Here is a 16,429-nt window from a genome sequence, read left to right as displayed (position 1 = left end):
GCGTGGTGCGTGCCGCCTGGTTCCTGGTTCCGTGCGCGGCGTGGATAGTCTCCACGCCCGCATGCGAAAGCGCCGCGCGGAGCGGCGTATCCGGCGGCCATGCGCGCGCCGGGGCGGCGCAGGGCAGGGCGCTCTACGCTGCGCGGTGCGCTGCCTGCCATGGCCCCGACATGGAAGGCATCGACGATTCCCCGCCGCTTATCGGCGTCCGCTTCGACAAGGAGTGGCGCGGCAAGCCGGCCGAACTGTTCTCCAAGATCAAGCTCTCGATGCCGCAGGACGATCCGGGATCGCTCTCGGCGGAGCAGGCGGCCGATATCGTCGCGGCGATACTCGATGCCAACGGCGTGGCCTTCGCACCGTCGGCGGCCCGCGCCAGGCCGTGACGGCTTCCCGATCCCACGCTCCGATGAGGTACAGATGACGAATCGCGGTTTCCGTTTTCGCGCGGCGTGCGCTTCGATGGCCGTCGCGGTCTTCCTGCCGGGAGCCTCGCCGCTGCCGGGGCCCGTTGCCGCCGCCGCGCCGCGGCAGCAGCGGGGATGCGGCGAATTCACGATCGCCGTCATACCCGACACGCAGAATTACGTGGACTATCAGCACCAGAAGGCGACCGGCTATCCGGTCGACGGCGCCGAGATGTTCTTCGAGCAGATGCGGTACATCGCCGATCACGCGAAGGGCGCCGGCGGTGATATCGTGTTCGCGACGCATCTCGGCGATGTCTGGCAGCATTATTCGCTCTGGATGGATCCGGGGCACGCCGAACGCGGCTTCAAGGGCATGCCCAACTCGCAGAGTTCCGAAGTCGCCGAATCTCCCAGGAAGGAGACCCGTTCCTTCGAGATCCCGACCGCCATCAAGGGCTTCCGGCTTCTCTCCGGTAAGCTGCCCTTCTCGGTGGTGCCGGGCAATCATGATTTCGATGCGCTGTGGACCGATCCCGAACATCCTGCGCAGCCGGAACAGCGGGGGCGATTGAAGACCGGCATCCGTCATCTCGGCGGGGTTGCAGGTTTCCAGTCGGCCTTTTCCGATCAATCGGAATTCTTCAAGGGGCAGGCCTGGTATGTCGCGTCCCATGACGGTGGCGCCGACAGTGCCCAGGTCTTCACCGCCGGCTCGTGCAAGTTCCTCCATATCGGCCTGCAATATCAGGCGCCGGACGAGTCCCTGGCCTGGGCCGAGCGCGTCCTCTATCGCTTCCCCGGGGTGCCGACGATCGTCACGACCCATGACTATCTGGACCGTGCCGGCGAGCATGACGACAATTCCAACCCGGACAACAGCATCCTCGATCCACGCGACAACAATCCCCAGATGCTGTGGGACAAGTTCATCAGCCGGCACGACCAGATCTTCATGGTGCTGAGCGGCCATATCGGCGGGCAGGGCTACCGCGCCGAGCCCAATCTATATGGGCATGCGGTCCACCAGATCATGGCCGACTATCAGGGTCGCTGGCAGGTGGCGAAGGATCTCGGCAGGAAGGATGCTGGCGCCACGCTCGGCGACGGCTGGCTGCGGCTGATGACGTTCCACCTGGATGGGGACAAGCCCGATGTGCGCGTCCGCACCTATTCGACGCATTATGGGAAATTCAGCACCGAGATGAAGGACTATGCCGCCTGGTACAAAGGGCATGACGGCATGTCGAAGCTCACCGACGCCGATTATCTGCGCCGCGACGATTTCACGATCGACCTGGGCGATTTCCGCTCGCGGTTCGGCGCGCGGGCTGGGGGCGGCAACCGGTAACGCTCAGGCGAGATCGTCGCGCCCGAGCGACTTATCCGCCTGCAGCCGTTGCGCGGCGCATTCGCGGACGAGGAAATCCAGCAGCGCCCGCACCGAGGGCAACAGCCCGCGCCGCGAGGCGAATGTCGCATGGACGATGCCTGCGGGCGGATGCCAGCCCGGCAGCACTTCGACCAGCCTGCCGGCGGCGAGATCCTCCCAGATCATCATCATCGGGAGCTGGACGATGCCGACACCGGCATAGGCGGCATCGCGCAATGCCGGCATGTCGTCGGTGACCAGGCGAGGGGCGTGGCGCACCGCCGCCGTCCGGCCGTCCTCATGGCGCAGGTGCCAGACATGCTCGCGCTGCGGCGGCCCAAGATCGAGGCTGGGCAGGCCGGCGAGATCGGCGGGAGACAAGGGCGCCTGCGGTACGAGCGCGGGACTGGCGACCAGGCATTGTGTGCTCTCGTCCAACTGGCGCATCACCAGATCGCTCGGCGCCAGCGGCGGAAAGCGCACGCGGATCGCGATATCGAACCCTTCGGCGATGACGTCGACGCGCCGGTTGGTGCCCTCCAGATGCACCTCGATCGCCGGATGCTCGGCCATGAACCGGGCGACGAGCGCGCCGAACTGAAAGGAGAGCAGGGCAGTGGGGCAGCTGATCCGGATGACGCCGCGCGGTTCGGCGCGCACCTGGGCGATCACCTGTTCGGCGGCTTCGGCCTCGACCAGCATCGCGGCGCAGCGATCATAATATTCGCGGCCGATCTCGGTGATCGAGAAGCGGCGCGAGGAGCGATTGAGCAGGCGCACGCCCAGCCTTTCCTCCAGCAGCAGGATGCGGCGGCTGAGCTTCGATTTCTGGATGCCCAGCGCTCGGCCGGCAGGCGCGAAACCGCCATGATCGACCACCTGGACGAAATAGAAGAGGTCGTTGAGATCCTGCATATCGTCCTGTGGATAGGACGCTGCGTCGAGTGTCGCAATCTTTCGCCGCTAACGTCCTGCGCTTATCTCTGCATCAACGGCAACCGGCAAGCCATTCGCCGGCCGCCACGGAGAAGTTCGATGCGCAAGAAGATACTCGGCCGCTACGGCAACGATCGCGGCCATTGGGTGGGTGACGGTTTCCCGGTCCGCTCGCTGTTTTCCTATCATGACCTCGGCGCGCATATCAGCCCGTTCCTGCTGCTTGACTATGCGGGGCCGCACCAGTTCGCGCCGACGACCGAGCGGCGCGGCGTCGGCCAACATCCCCATCGCGGTTTCGAGACGGTGACCATCGTCTATGACGGCGAAGTCGAGCATCGCGATTCCGCCGGCAATGGCGGCGTGATCGGACCCGGCGACGTCCAGTGGATGACCGCCGCGGGCGGGATCATCCATGAGGAATATCATTCTCCGGCCTATGCCGAAGCGGGCGGGCCGTTCCGGATGGTGCAGCTCTGGGTCAATCTGCCCGCCAGGGACAAGATGGCGCCCGCCGGCTATCAGGGCATCCTCTCCGCCGATGTGCCGGTGGTCGATCTGCCGGGCGGCGCGGGCAGGGCGCGGATCATCGCCGGCGACTATCTGGGCACCAGGGGACCGGCGCGCACCTTCACCCCGATCAACGTGTGGGACGTGCGGCTGAACCGGCGCGCTGACGTTGGACCTGCCCGAGGGGCATACCGCCATGCTGGTCGTGCTGGATGGGCATGTCACGGTGGAGGGCGAGCCGCTCCGCGATGCTGAGATGCTGCTGCTCGATCGCGCGGGCAGCGAGGTGACGCTCCAGAGCTTCGGCGAGGCGACCCTGCTCGTCCTCACCGGCGAGCCGATCGACGAGCCGATCGCCGGCCATGGCCCGTTCGTGATGAACAGCCAGGCCGAGATCCGCCAGGCGATCGACGACTTCAACAACGGCCGCTTCGCGACGATCGCGGCCTGATCCCCGCCCCGGTCCGGCAAGGGACCGGGGCACCCTTCCATCGCCATCGGGACGGCGTGCGCTCGCTCCGTCTCCAGCCGCCGGACGCTGGTCCGCGCGGAAACCCAGCGAGCGCCCGAAAGGAATGCATCATGCCCACCGACGACACCCTGCTGACGAGCGACAATCACGCGCTCCTGCTGATCGACCATCAATATCTGCAATTGCTGGCCGTGCGCTCGCACGCCAACGACACGATCGTGAACAACACGGTGATGCTGGCCAAGGGCGCCAGGATCTTCGGCGTGCCGACGCTGTTCACCACCGCCTTCGCCGAACGGCAGGAACTGATCCAGGAGATCCAGGCCGTGCATCCCGAGCAGGTTCCGATCGACCGCAGCGGCCTGAATAGCTGGGACGACGAACGCGTCCGCGACTGGGTCAAGGCTAGCGGCAAGAAGAAGCTGGTGATGGCGGGCCTCTGGACCGAAGTCTGCCTGACCATGCCGGTGCTCTCGGCGATCGCGGCCGGGCATGAGGTCTATATCGTCACCGATGCTTCGGGCGGCGGCAGCGTCGAGGGGCATGAGCGCGCCGTGCAGCGCATGATGCAGATGGGCGCGCGCCCGCTCACCGTCGCCTCCTATGTCAGCGAGCTCCAGCGCGACTGGGGCCGGACGGAGACGGCCGACGACGTCGCCAATCTGTTCGCCGAGCTGGGCGGCGGATTCGGACAGGGGCTCCGCTGGGAGTGGCAGCTGCTGGGCCTGAAGGAAGGCACCCGCTGAGCCCCCGCCGCCCGAAGAGGACGTCCCCCAAGCCTCTTCGGGCGGCATTGCTGCCGCTCGCGCGTTGCTTCCACATGCCGCATACTTTGCTGGTCTAAGCTATTTTCGTTCGATCAATTTTGTAACTCTAAAGTACATTAATAACTATTCTTCAATAAAATTGCCGAATACATAAAAAGTATGCCAAATATACTCCGGATTTGATCGTAGCTCGATCTTCCAACCTACAATGGCTGTGCCGCCATTGTTTGGATGGGGCGATTGGAGTGGCGATGATAACTAGAGATTCAGCCGAGGGGATCGCTAATGCCGGCGCGAATGCGCTTGCTTCCGGCTTGGTGTCCTATGCCGAGGCCCGGCATGGGGACGAGCATGTCCGCGTGCCGGCGGAGCAGCTCGATGCGCTGATGGATCGGGTGGGCGAGCTCACGATCATCCAGAGCCGCGTGTCCCAGGTCGCCAATGGCGATCTCGCGGTGAGCAGGCTCGCGCTGCACTCGGTCTCCGAGGAGATCGAACGGCTGGCCAGCGAGCTGCGCGACACGATGATGGTGCTGCGCATGGTGCCGGTCGCCAGCCTGTTCGGCCGCTTCCGCCGCCTCGTCCATGATCTGGCGCACGACGCCGGCAAAACGATCGAGCTCGTCACCGAAGGCGAGGCGACCGAGATCGACAAGACCGTGATGGAACGGCTCGCCGATCCGATCGTCCATCTGATCGACAATGCCTGCAGCCATGGGCTGGAGACGCCCGGGGAACGTATCGCCGCCGGCAAGCCTGCCGCGGGGCAGGTCAAGCTCTCCGCCCACCAGGCGGGCGGCGAGGTGATGATAACGATCTGCGACGACGGCCGCGGCATCGATCGCGATCGGGTCCGCGCCAAGGCCGAGGCCCAGGGGCTGATCCAGCCCGGCCAGATTCTGAGCGACCAGGAACTGCTGCACCTGATCTTCCATTCCGGCTTCTCCACGGCGGCGCATGGTGTCGGCATGGATGGGGTCAAGCGCGTCATCGAGAGCCTGCGCGGCTCGATCGATATCGAAAGCACGCCTGGCGAAGGCTCCACCGTCACGCTGCGCATTCCGCTGACGCTCGCGATCATCGACGGGCTGCTCGTCCGCATCGGCAACGGCCGCTACGTGATCCCGCTAGCGGCGGTCGAGGAATGCATCGAGCTGAGCCTCGAAGAGGATCTGCGCTCGCGGGGCCGCAGCTTCATCACGCTGCGCGACCGGCTGGTGCCGTTCCTGCGCCTGCGCGAATTGTTCGTCACCGGCACCGAGCCCGACACCTATCAGAAGATCGTGGTGATCGCGACCGGCGCCGAGCGGGTGGGGCTGGTGGTCGATCAGATCGTCGGCAGCCACCAGACGGTCATCAAGTCGATGTCGTCGCTTCATCACGACGTGGCGACCTTTGCCGGCGCGACGATCCTGGGGGATGGCGAGGTCGCGCTGATCCTCGACGTCGCACAGCTCGTCACCCTCGGCCAGAACCAGGAGGGATAAGCCATGCATGAAGCCGCCCACACCCAATGGGATGCGAACGGCCAGCTCGAAGTGCTGACGTTCAACCTGCAGGAAGAGACGTTCGCGCTGGAAGCCATATCGGTTCGCGAGATCCTCGACCTGCTGCCTGAAACGGCGGTGCCGGGGGCGAGGCCACTGGTCGGCAGCGTCGTCAATTTCCGCGGCAAGATCATTCCGATCGCCGACCTGCGCCTCGCCTTCGGCATGCCCCAGGGCGCGCCGACCGTCGACAGCCGCATCGTCGTGATCGAGACCGAGATCGACGGCGAGACGCTGCAGCTCGGCATCCGCACCGACAAGGTGCACGAAGTGACCATTCTCGCCCGCGACGCGAGCGAGGAGCCCCCGGCGGTCGGCATGCGCTGGCGCCGCGACTATGTCCGCGAACTGGTCCGCAGGCAGGACGGCGTGATCGTCCTGCCCGACCTCCCCGCAATCTTCCACGCGCTTACCGGCGACGGCGATCCCGCCGTTGCACCGTCATCCATTCACTGAACCCATCAAGATCAAGGAAGCCTGCCATGCGTGCCACGATCAAGCTCAAACTCGGGGTGACATTCGCCCTGCTCCTCATCATCATGTCCACCGTCACCGTGCTGGGCATCGCCCGCCTTGCCACGCTCAACGACGCGATCGGCCAGGTCATCAACGGCCCGGCCGCGCAGCTCGATCGTGCCCGTGCCATCGACGGGGGCGTCAGCATGATGATCCGTGCCGAGAAGAACCTGGTGATGACCAGCGACCCGGAGATGCGGCGCGAATTCGAAAGCTCGATCACGACCTGGCGCGGGCGCGTCAACGAGGCGGTCGAGCAGGCCAATGCCGGCGCTTCCGAGCGGACCAGGCCGATATGGAAGCAGCTCCGCGACCATTGGAACGACTTCCAGCCGGTGAACGAGCGCGTCCGGGCGCTGAGTGCCACAGACAAGGCGGCCGCCGCGGCGCTCAGCATGGGCGAATCCCGCGAGAAGGCGTCGGTCCTCACCAAGACCGTCGAGCAACTGGTCGATGCGCAGCAGACGATGATGAAGGAAGCCGACGACGAGACCGAGGCGCTCTATACCAATGCGCGCGGCCTGTTGTTCATCGCGGCGGGCATCGCCCTGGTGATCGCGATCGCCAGCGCGGTGTGGATTTCCCGGATCGTCTCGGGCGGCCTGCGCCGCATCTCGGTGGCGATCAATGCCGTGGCGATCGGCGACCTCGACCAGGAGGTGAAGGTCACGTCGAACGACGAGATCAAGGATCTGGTCGACACGGTGAACAGTATGACCGGTAATCTTCGCGTCAGCGCCACCCTTGCCGACAAGATCGCCGATGGCGACCTGACCGTCGATCACAAACCGCTCTCCGACAAGGACAAGCTGGGCCTGGCGCTGGTGCGGATGGTCGAGCGCCTGCGCGGCGTGGTGGGCGACGCGAACGTCGCGGCGGAGAATGTCTCGACGGGCAGCCAGGAATTGTCGTCGAGCTCGGAACAGGTGTCGCAAGGCGCCACCGAACAGGCCGCCGCTGCGCAGGAAGCCTCCGCGTCGATGGAAGAGATGGCGTCCAACATCAAGCAGAACGCCGATAACGCGGCGCAGACCGAGAAGATCGCCCGCCAGTCGTCCAAGGACGCGGAAGCAAGCGGCGTGGCGGTCGATCGCGCGGTGGGCGCGATGCGCACGATCGCCGAGAAAATCTCGATCGTCCAGGAGATCGCTCGCCAGACAGACTTGCTGGCGCTGAATGCAGCGGTGGAAGCTGCTCGGGCCGGCGAACATGGCCGCGGCTTCGCGGTGGTGGCGTCGGAAGTGCGCAAGCTCGCCGAGCGCAGCCAGACCGCGGCCGCGGAAATCGGCGAGGTGTCGTCCGACACCGTCAAGGCCGCGACCGAGGCGGGCGAGATGCTGACCCGGCTGGTGCCGGACATCCGCCGGACGGCCGAACTGGTCTCCGAGATCAGCGCGGCCTGCCGCGAGCAGGATGTCGGCGCCGCCCAGATCAACGAGGCGATCCAGCAGCTCGACCAGGTGACGCAGCAGAATGCCGGCGCCTCCGAGCAGATCTCGGCCACGTCGGAAGAGCTCGCCGCCCAGGCCGAGGAGCTCCAGACCAGCATCGCCTATTTCCGGGTCCATTCGGCCGATGGACGTGCCCAGCATGCGCAATCCGCCGCGCGTTCCAGGCAGTCGCCCGTTCATGGACTGGGGCAAAAACAGCCTGCCGCAGCCAAGCCGCGCATCAATTCGATTGTGCACCAGCAGGCCCGTGCCAAAGGCTATGAGCTTGAGCTCGTAACTGGCGGTCCCGACTCGAAAGATGCTGATTTCAGAGCACAAACGGCATGATGGCGCCGGACGGATCCGGTCCGTTCCCTTCCGTCCGGGGCAAGGACCGTCGCCGTGTCCGTAGCCCGCGTCCTTAAGACCCTCGAACGTCAGGAAGCATTCCACATTCCGAAGGGGCCGGAATATCTGCTTGGCCTCACCGATAGGCGCGGTGAGGGTATCCCCAGGTCGATTTGCGCTTGAAACGCGGATTTCCGCACGCGGTGCCCCTCGGGGCACCCCGGCCCCCACCGTCACCAGGTGAGCAGGATGAATACCGATACGGCCGTTACGAGGCGGCGGCGGGGTCGCCCGAAGAGCAAAGTCACACGGGAGGCCATCGTCGCCGTCGCGCGGGAGCTGTTCCTGGAAATCGGACCCGACGTCCCGATCGAGGTGATCGCGACGCGCGCGAGGATCTCCAAACCCCTCCTGTATCGGCAATTCCTGGACAAGGACGATCTCATGGAAGCCGTGCTGCAACGCGAGGCCGAGCAATCGATATCGCAGCAGCAGGAAAGCACATATGCGGCAATGGAGTTTACCGAGGCGCTTGTGGCTTTCGGGGTGCGCTATGTCGGGTTCGTCAACGATCAGCTAAGGGGATGGGGGCATCTTATCGTCTCGCTGCTGCCGCGACATCCCGATCTTGCCCGCCGTTTCTTCGAGAAGGGGCCGGCCAGGGAGCATGCCTATCTGATCGCGCTCATCGCCGCGGGCGCCGCGGAAAAGATCCTCGTCGTGGACAATCCCGCCGAGGCGGCGGGCGATCTCCTCGGCTCCTGGCTCGGCATCCCCGGCCTGGAGATCAATCTCCGGGCACGCGATCCCATGTCGGAGGACGAGATCGCGATGCGCGTCGAACGGGGCGTCGCGCGGTTCATGCAATTCCACGCGGCGCAGGAACCATCACCGTATTGATGATGACCGGTGTCATTCAGCGCATCGCCCCGAAGGCTGGGCCGATGCCTTGATCGCGTTGGGGGCGGGACCATTTTCTTTCGATGCGCTAATGGCGGGGCTGACCAGGCGCTGAAAGGCCTGGCCCGTTCGTTGCGAAGGGAAGGGTGGCGACATGTCGAGCGATGAACCTGAAGGCGTAAGGCCCTATCCCGGCCCGGCCGGGGGATGGGGTGCGCTGCGGGCGGTGGCGCGGGCGGTGCGCGAGCAGATGGGCTTCAGCACGCAAACCCGGGCGCTGCTCCAGATGAACCAGCCGGATGGCTTCGATTGCCCCGGCTGCGCATGGCCCGATCCCAAGCACACCTCGTCCTTCGAATTCTGCGAGAACGGCGCCAAGGCCGTCACCTGGGAAGCGACCGCCAAGCGGGTCGATCCCGACTTCTTCGCCCGGCACAGCGTCAGCGAGCTGTGGGGATGGTCCGACTACGCGCTGGAGGACGCCGGGCGGCTGACCACGCCGCTGCGCTATGACGCCGCGACCGACCATTTCGTGCCGATCGGCTGGGACGACGCCTTCGCGCGCATCGGCGCCGCGATGCAGGCCATGGACCATCCCGACCGCATGGAATTCTATGCGTCCGGCCGCGCGTCGAACGAGGCGGCCTTCCTCTATCAGTTGCTTGCCCGCGCCTATGGCACCAACAATTTCCCCGACTGCTCCAACATGTGTCACGAAGCGACCAGCGTCGGGCTGCCGCAGTCGATCGGGGTCGGCAAGGGCACCGTGACGCTCGAGGATTTCGAGCATGCCGACGCAGTCTTCTGCATCGGTCACAATCCCGGAACCAACCATCCGCGCATGCTCGGTACGCTGCGCGAGGTCTCCCGCCGCGGCGCGCCGATCATCGTCGTCAATCCGCTGCGCGAGCGCGGGCTCGAGCGCTTTCAGGATCCGCAGGAGCCGGTCGAAATGACCATCCTCGGGTCGACGCCTCTCGCGTCAGCCTATCATCTGGTCCGGATCGGCGGCGATGCGGCGGTGTTCAAGGGGATGATGAAGGCATTGCTGGAGGCCGACGCCGTGAGCCTGGGCACCGGAGGCGACGGACTGCTGGATCGCGCCTTCATCGCCGAGCACACGACGGGCTTGGAAGCGCTTGCGGCCGATATCGCGAATACGGGTTGGGATGATATCGAACGGCGCTCAGGGCTCAGCCGCGCTGCCATCGAGAGCATGGCGACGGTCTATTGGCAATCCGAGCGGGTGATCGTCTGCTATGGCATGGGGCTGACGCAGCACCGCCATGGTACCGAGAATGTCCAGCAACTCGCCAATCTGATGCTGCTGCGCGGCAATATCGGCAAGCCCGGAGCGGGCATCTGTCCGCTGCGGGGCCACAGCAATGTCCAGGGCGACCGGACCGTCGGCATCACCGAGATCCCGACCGAAGCCTTTCTTGCGCGCCTCGACAAGGCGTTCGGCATAACCAGCCCGCGCAAGCATGGCCACAACGCGGTCGAGGCCGTCGAGGCGATGCGCGACGGCGATGCGAAGGGCTTCATCGGACTTGGCGGCAATCTCGCCGCGGCCATGAGCGATCCCGACGCGACGTTCGCCGCCTTTCGCAAGCTCGATCTCAACGTCCAGATCTGCACGAAGCTCAATCGAACCTGCCTGCTGGTCGCCAAAGAGAGCATCGTGCTGCCCTGCCTGGGCAGGACCGAACTCGACGTGCAGGCAGAGGGGCCGCAGGCGGTGACGGTCGAGGATTCGATGTCGATGGTCCATGCTTCGCGCGGGCGCCTCAAGCCCGCGTCGCCGGAGCTCCGCTCGGAGCCGTCGATCATTGCGGGCATCGCCAAGGCGGCGCTTCCAAGCGTCCGCGTCGATTGGGACGCCCTTGTCGCGAACTATGACCGGATCCGCGACAAGATCGAGGAGGTCTTCCCCGATTTTCACGACTTCAACCGGCGCGTGCGCCCGAAGGGCGGGTTCCGGCTTCGCGTCGGCGCATCGAATCGCGAATGGGACACGCCGGATGGGAAGGCGCACTTCCTGGTATTTTCCGGCACCGACGAGGATGAAGGGAAGGACGATAGCCCCCTGACACTCGCCACCATCCGCAGCCACGATCAATATAACACGACGATCTATGGGCTCAACGATCGCTATCGCGGCGTCACGGGCCGGCGGGACGTGGTGTTCGTCAATGCCGAGGATCTCGCGGGCCTGGGCCTGAAACATGGCGACCGCATCGATGTGGTCGCCGGGCCGGGCCGGGTACTTTCCGGGCAGACGGCGATTGCACATACGATCTCGAAGGGATCGGTCGCCGCTTATTATCCGGAGGCGAACTGCCTGATCGCGCTGGGAGATCACGACAAGCGCAGCGGAACGCCTTCGTACAAGTCCACCCCCGTCACCTTGCGGCCGGCGGCACCGGCCTAGCGAGCCCGGTCTCTTGGGCGCTCGCGAGGATCAGAACCGCCCCTCGAAGCTGAGCCCCACCACCCGCGGATCGCCGACGACGCCGAGCAGCCGGCCGTCGCCATTGACGAAGCTGTTCTGGACATAGCGGGCGTCGAACAGGTTGTTGGCGAACACGAAGGCGCCGAAATGCTCGCCCTGCCAGCCGAGCTTGGCGTTGACGAGCGCGCGCGCATCGACCTCGCGGGACGACTGGACCAGCGCGTCCTGATAGGCGGCGCTGCGATAATTGGCGTTGATATTGGCGAACAGCCCGCTTTCCGCTTTCCAGGTCGCGCCGCCGTTCAGCGTCCAGCGCGGCGCGTTGGCGAACTCGTTGCCGGTCGCCACGAAGATCTGCGTGCCGGTATCGACGTTGAAGCTGGTGAACTTGGTGCGGGTGAAGCCCACGCCCGCATTGAGCGTCAGCGTCCTGGTCGGGCGGCCGAGCGCCTCGACCTCGAAGCCCCATAGCCGCGAGGTGCCGGCATTGACCGTCTCGGAATCATAATTGTTGCCCGGCGTCAGGTTCACACGGACCTGCTGGTCGCTCCAGTCGATCCGGAACAGATTGGCGTTGAGCGTGAGCCGATGGTCGAACCATTCGGTGCGCAGCGCGAACTCATAGTTCCAGGTATATTCGGGATCATAGGTGAAATAGCGGGCGCGCGCCGTGTTGGTGCCGCTGCCGCCCGAGCGGTAGCCGCGCTGCACCGTGGCGCTCAGCGCGACGTCGCGGGTCGCCTGCCAGGTCAGGCCCAGCTTGGGAAGGAAGGCCGAATAGCTGACCGTGGAGGGCGGCTGGACATTGTTGGCGGAGCTGACCTGGCCGAGGATGATCTGGTTGATGCCGGCGACAAGCGGCCGCAGCGCGGCGATCGGCACGCTCGCCGGATCGGGCAGGGGCTGCGCGAGCGTCACGGTCTGGTCGAGGGCCTGGTCCTGCTTCTCATGGTCCCAGCGGAAGCCGGCATGCAGCTTGAGGCCGTCGACGAACTCCCAGGTGGCGTCGCCGAACAGCGCCTTGTTGCGCGTCTGCTTGGGCGTGACGAGGAGCGAATCGATCTGCACGCCGCGGCCCGGATACAAGTCCATCACGTAATTGGCGGTCGCCTGGGGCAGGCCGAAACCGGCGGGCGGCGGCGCGACGAGCTGGCGGTCGAGGCCGATCGTCGAGAAGACGATCCGCTGCGTGCCTTCGGAATAGGAGCCGCGGCCATCCTCGTTCGAATAATAGCCGCCGATCAGCCCCTGGAGCCGGGCGAAATCGAAGTTCAGCCGCACTTCCTGCGAGAAGGTGTCGGTCGGCTCATAGGCGTGCCCCGTGCCGATCGCGCTGGCGCTCCAATCGGTATCGTAGCTGTAATCATAGCGCACCTGGCCGTAGCTGGTGACCGACGACAGCGTCAGGTGCCGGTCGATCTCATAGCTGGCGTCGAGCGTCGCGATATCGCTCTTCACCGTCTCGTGCGCCGGGGTGTTCATCAGCGTGACGCGGTCCCAGGGCGTATAGGGCGCCTCGAACTCGACATAGGTGTTGCCGCCCCACGCATGGCGATCATGCAGGAAGCCGGCGATCAGCTTGAGGCCGGGCAGGGCGGTGGGCGTCGCCATCAGCTTGGCGCGGATCGTCTCGAACTGGCGCGGATCATAATCGTCGTGGATCGTCGCGCCATAGTTCAGCCCGTCCGAGCGCCCGATCTCGCCCGCGATCCGGAAGGCGAACTGGTCGTCGACGATCGGGCCGCCGATCGCGGCGGCGAAGCGGCGCCCGCCGTCGGCATCGGTGATCTGCGCGCGCGCCCGGCCGGACCATTCATAGGCGGGATCGGCCGTACGGATGATGACCGCGCCGGCCAGCGAGTTGCGGCCCTGAAGCGTCGACTGGGGACCGCGATAGACTTCGACCTGGGCGATGTCGAACAGCTCCAGCGGCCCGGCGCGTACCGCCCGCATCGGCAGCGCCGCACCGTCGAGATAGACCGAGGCCAGCGCGCCGTCGCCCGCGCCGGACACGTTGAACGCGTCGATGCCGCGGATCGAGAAGCTCTGCTTGTCGGCGGTGACGGCGACGTTCGCAGTCTGCGCGAGCGCGTCATAGACGCTGGTCAGGTTGCGGTCGGCGATGTCCTCGGCGGTGGTGACGCCCACGCTGGTCGGCGTGTCCTGGAGGGTACGGCTCGCCTTCTGCCCGGTGACGATGATCTCGGTGCCGTCGCTGCCGGCCTGGCTCGCCTCCGGTGCGGGCTCCTGCTGCGCGAAAGCGGGCGTGGCGATGGCGACGAACATCGTCGTGGCGAGCAGTAGCGGCTTCATGCAGACCCCCAAAGTTTGCGATCGAGCGGCCCGCTAGACGTTTATGCTGTTGCGAGTCAATTGCATTATCAATAGATGGCGGCGCCATGGCTATTGGGGGCTTGGACTTGATCGATTCGGTGATCGTGCTGGGGGCTCTGGCGCTCTCGCTTGGGGGAATCCTGCTGATCTGGTCGGCATGGCGGGAGCGGCGCTGGGGGCCGCGCGCTTGGGCCGCGATCGGCTTCTGGATCGGCTCGGCCGGGCTCTGGATCGCGCGTTTTGGTGCGGAGATCGGGATTCCGCTCGCGCTCGAGACGGCGGCGCTGGCTGGATTCGCCTTCATCCTGTCGCGGATGGAGCGCCGCGTAGCGCGCACGCCACGGGAACGTGAAGTGCCGCCGCTGCCGGCTTCCCGCTATCGCCGGCTGCGCGGCGCGGCGAAATTCCTGATCGCTGGGCCGATCGGCATGTTCGCGGCGATGGGGATCGCCTTCGTCGTCGCGACCGGTGCGCCGCTCGCCGAACAGACCCGGCTGATCCTCGCGGGCCTGATCGTGCCTTCGCTCTGGGCGGTATTCATCGGCTGGACCGTCGCCGACCGGCGGCTCGGCGTGCCTGCCGCGATCCTGCTGGCGATCGGCGGCGCCGGCTTCGGCTTCACCATGATCCCGAGGGCCTGAGCATGCGCCTATCCATCAGCCCCGCTTTCTCGCGCGCCGTGCTCGACAGCCATTCGCTGCTGGGCGTGCTGTTCGGCACGGTGACCTTCCTGCTCTGCGTGTCGGGCACGCTCGCCGTGCTGTCGGACGAATTCGCGGTGTGGGAGACGCCGCACGGTCCGCATGTCGCCAGCGCCTCGCCCGAGCTGCTCGCGCGCGTCGCGACCAACACTTATGCCGCGGCAAAGGCCGAGGGGATCGCGCACGACATGTTCGTGACGGCGCCGACGCCCGAACTGCCGCGCCTCACCGCGAGCGCGTTCGATCATGGCCGCAGCCGGATCTGGAACGCCGATGCGGAAGGGCGGCTGGGGCCGCGTCCGGAAACGCCCTGGACCAGCTTCCTCCAGGATCTGCATTTCAACCTGAACCTCGGGATTATCGGACGCTATCTGGTGGGTATCGTCGGCACGTTGCTGCTGGCGAGCCTGATTACCGGCGTGGTCGCGCATCGCCGCATCCTCAAGGACGCCTTCCGCCTGCGCTGGGGCGGATCGAAGCGGCTCGCCAATGCCGATCTCCACAACCGGGTGGGGGTCTGGGCGCTGCCCTTTCACCTGATCGTGTCGCTCACCGGATCGCTGCTCGGGCTTTCGGGGCTCATCATCATGGTCCTCGCCTATGTCGCCTTCCAGGGAGATACCGAGAAGGCGATCGCGGCGCTGCTCGGCCCGCAGGCGGTGGAAGATGCGCGGCCGGCACCGCTCGCGGACGTGCGGCCGATGATCGCCTTCATCGGCGCGCGCATTCCCGGCGCGTTGGTCACCTCGCTCGATTATGACGATGTCGGCACGCGCGGCCAGCGCGTCACCGTCTCGGTGGCGGCGCCCGGCCATCTGACCCGCGCCGAGGCCTGGACGTTCGACGGCGCCGGGCGCTTCGTGTGGAAGGCTGGCTATACCGATGGCAGCGTCGGCATGCGGATCTACGGCATGATTACGCCGCTCCATTACGGCACCTATGGCGGGATCTGGCTCAAGCTGATCTATGCCCTGCTGGGCACCGGGCTTTGCACCGTCGTCGCCTCGGGCGGCAATATCTGGCTGGCGCGCCGGCGCGAGCAGGGTCGCGCGGCGCCGCGGCTCGAGCGGCTGTGGAGCGCGCTGATCTGGGTCCAGCCGTCGGCCTGGGCCGGCACCGCCATCGCGGCGATGCTGGGGGCGCCGCCGCTACCGGTCTATTGGGGCGGGGTAATCGCGGTCCTGGTCGCGAGCCTGTGGGTGGCGAGTCCGGCCGTGATCGTGCGCGGGCTGCGCATCGCGGGCGCGGTGGCCTGTGTGGCGCTGGCGACCCTGCATATGGCGACCGAGGGGACGACTTCGACGATCGCGCTCCTGGTGGATATCGGCATCCTGCTCTGCGGCATGATCCTGCTGTGGCTGACGGGCATATTGCCCGCCTTCTACCGATCGGTGCGTACCGTGCTTCCGCGCACCTACCCGGTGGAGGGGATCTGAAAGCTGATATAAAGAAATCTTTATATGCCGCTTGACGCGGCCTCGCCGGGAGCCGATGCTTGATGGGTCGAAGGTTCTCCGGCCGTGCAAGCGCGCCGGAGCTAAGACGGGAAGCCGGTGCGGACGCCTGTCCAATGCCGGCGCTGCCCCCGCAACTGTAAGCGGCGAGCGGCGGCCATGAAGTGTCACTGGGGTCCGCCCCGGGAAGGCCAGGCCGACGTGACGACCCGCGAGCCAGGAGACCTGCCTCCGACGCGATAACGTCCACCGGCGGGGTGTCCGGGCTGGCCGCTTGCATGCT

13 protein-coding genes, 1 pseudogene and 1 riboswitch are annotated in these 16,429 nt (G+C 66.2%); of the genes and pseudogenes, 12 read left to right on the top strand and 2 right to left on the bottom strand.

The genetic code is table 11. The features are described from left to right. The first annotated feature begins 2 nt into the window (after positions 1–2). Both HB724_RS10900 and HB724_RS10895 read left to right on the top strand, forming a co-directional pair. Entirely contained in the window at positions 3–386 is a 384-nt protein-coding gene (locus HB724_RS10900) for a cytochrome c (RefSeq protein ID WP_213980959.1), read from the top strand. Positions 387–420: 34 nt separating this feature from the next. Then, positions 421–1,758, top strand: a complete 1,338-nt coding sequence (locus HB724_RS10895; RefSeq protein WP_213980958.1) for a serine/threonine protein phosphatase — start codon at positions 421–423, stop codon at positions 1,756–1,758. A 3-nt stretch (positions 1,759–1,761) separates the two neighbouring features. Here the strand turns inward: HB724_RS10895 and HB724_RS10890 are convergent, their stop codons facing one another. After that, positions 1,762–2,694, bottom strand: a complete 933-nt coding sequence (locus HB724_RS10890) for a LysR substrate-binding domain-containing protein (RefSeq protein WP_213980957.1) — start codon at positions 2,692–2,694, stop codon at positions 1,762–1,764. 120 nt (positions 2,695–2,814) lie between these two features. On the opposite strand from HB724_RS10890, the gene HB724_RS10885 reads away from it, so the two are divergent. The 8 genes and pseudogenes from HB724_RS10885 to HB724_RS10855 all read left to right on the top strand — a co-directional run bounded on the left by HB724_RS10885 (position 2,815) and on the right by HB724_RS10855 (position 11,636). Beyond that, positions 2,815–3,480 carry a pirin family protein gene (locus HB724_RS10885; RefSeq protein WP_256731456.1) on the top strand — a complete coding sequence of 222 codons (666 nt, stop codon included), beginning with the start codon at positions 2,815–2,817 and terminating at the stop codon, positions 3,478–3,480. Next, positions 3,422–3,676 (top strand): pirin-like C-terminal cupin domain-containing protein, encoded by a 255-nt coding sequence (locus tag HB724_RS20490; protein WP_256731455.1) that lies wholly within the window; start codon positions 3,422–3,424, stop codon positions 3,674–3,676. The genes HB724_RS10885 and HB724_RS20490 overlap by 59 nt, the downstream gene beginning before the upstream one ends. Before the next feature lie 131 nt (positions 3,677–3,807). Next, positions 3,808–4,443, top strand: a complete 636-nt coding sequence (locus HB724_RS10880; RefSeq protein WP_213980956.1) for an isochorismatase family protein — start codon at positions 3,808–3,810, stop codon at positions 4,441–4,443. 368 nt (positions 4,444–4,811) lie between these two features. Beyond that, positions 4,812–5,951 (top strand): annotated as a pseudogene (locus HB724_RS10875) (chemotaxis protein CheA); the annotation flags it as partial. Between the two features lie 3 nt (positions 5,952–5,954). After that, positions 5,955–6,467: a chemotaxis protein CheW gene (locus HB724_RS10870; protein ID WP_213980955.1), complete on the top strand. Its 513-nt coding sequence runs from the start codon at positions 5,955–5,957 to the stop codon at positions 6,465–6,467. A gap of 26 nt (positions 6,468–6,493) precedes the next feature. Continuing rightward, a complete protein-coding gene (locus tag HB724_RS10865; protein WP_213980954.1) occupies positions 6,494–8,305 on the top strand; it encodes a methyl-accepting chemotaxis protein in 1,812 nt (603 codons plus the stop codon). A 249-nt stretch (positions 8,306–8,554) separates the two neighbouring features. Continuing rightward, positions 8,555–9,205, top strand: a complete 651-nt coding sequence (locus HB724_RS10860) for a TetR/AcrR family transcriptional regulator (protein WP_213980953.1) — start codon at positions 8,555–8,557, stop codon at positions 9,203–9,205. A gap of 154 nt (positions 9,206–9,359) precedes the next feature. Further along, complete coding sequence (locus HB724_RS10855; RefSeq protein ID WP_213980952.1) at positions 9,360–11,636, top strand: FdhF/YdeP family oxidoreductase; 2,277 nt, start codon at positions 9,360–9,362, stop codon at positions 11,634–11,636. A 30-nt stretch (positions 11,637–11,666) separates the two neighbouring features. Here HB724_RS10855 and HB724_RS10850 read toward each other — a convergent pair whose 3' ends face one another. Then, positions 11,667–13,970, bottom strand: coding sequence for a TonB-dependent receptor (locus tag HB724_RS10850; RefSeq protein ID WP_213980951.1), 2,304 nt, complete (start codon positions 13,968–13,970; stop codon positions 11,667–11,669). 101 nt (positions 13,971–14,071) lie between these two features. Here HB724_RS10850 and HB724_RS10845 point away from each other — a divergent pair, with 101 nt between their 5' ends. Both HB724_RS10845 and HB724_RS10840 read left to right on the top strand, forming a co-directional pair. Then, entirely contained in the window at positions 14,072–14,632 is a 561-nt protein-coding gene (locus HB724_RS10845; protein WP_213980950.1) for a hypothetical protein, read from the top strand. Between the two features lie 2 nt (positions 14,633–14,634). Next, a complete protein-coding gene (locus HB724_RS10840; RefSeq protein WP_213980949.1) occupies positions 14,635–16,128 on the top strand; it encodes a PepSY-associated TM helix domain-containing protein in 1,494 nt (497 codons plus the stop codon). Positions 16,129–16,182: 54 nt separating this feature from the next. After that, a riboswitch (cobalamin riboswitch) is annotated at positions 16,183–16,394 on the top strand. Positions 16,395–16,429 lie beyond the last annotated feature (35 nt).

This window comes from Sphingomonas sp. dw_22, assembly GCF_018449795.1.
GTDB lineage: Bacteria > Pseudomonadota > Alphaproteobacteria > Sphingomonadales > Sphingomonadaceae > Sphingomonas.
Note: the sequence above shows the minus strand (reverse complement) of the source record. Positions and strands in the feature narration are given on the sequence as shown.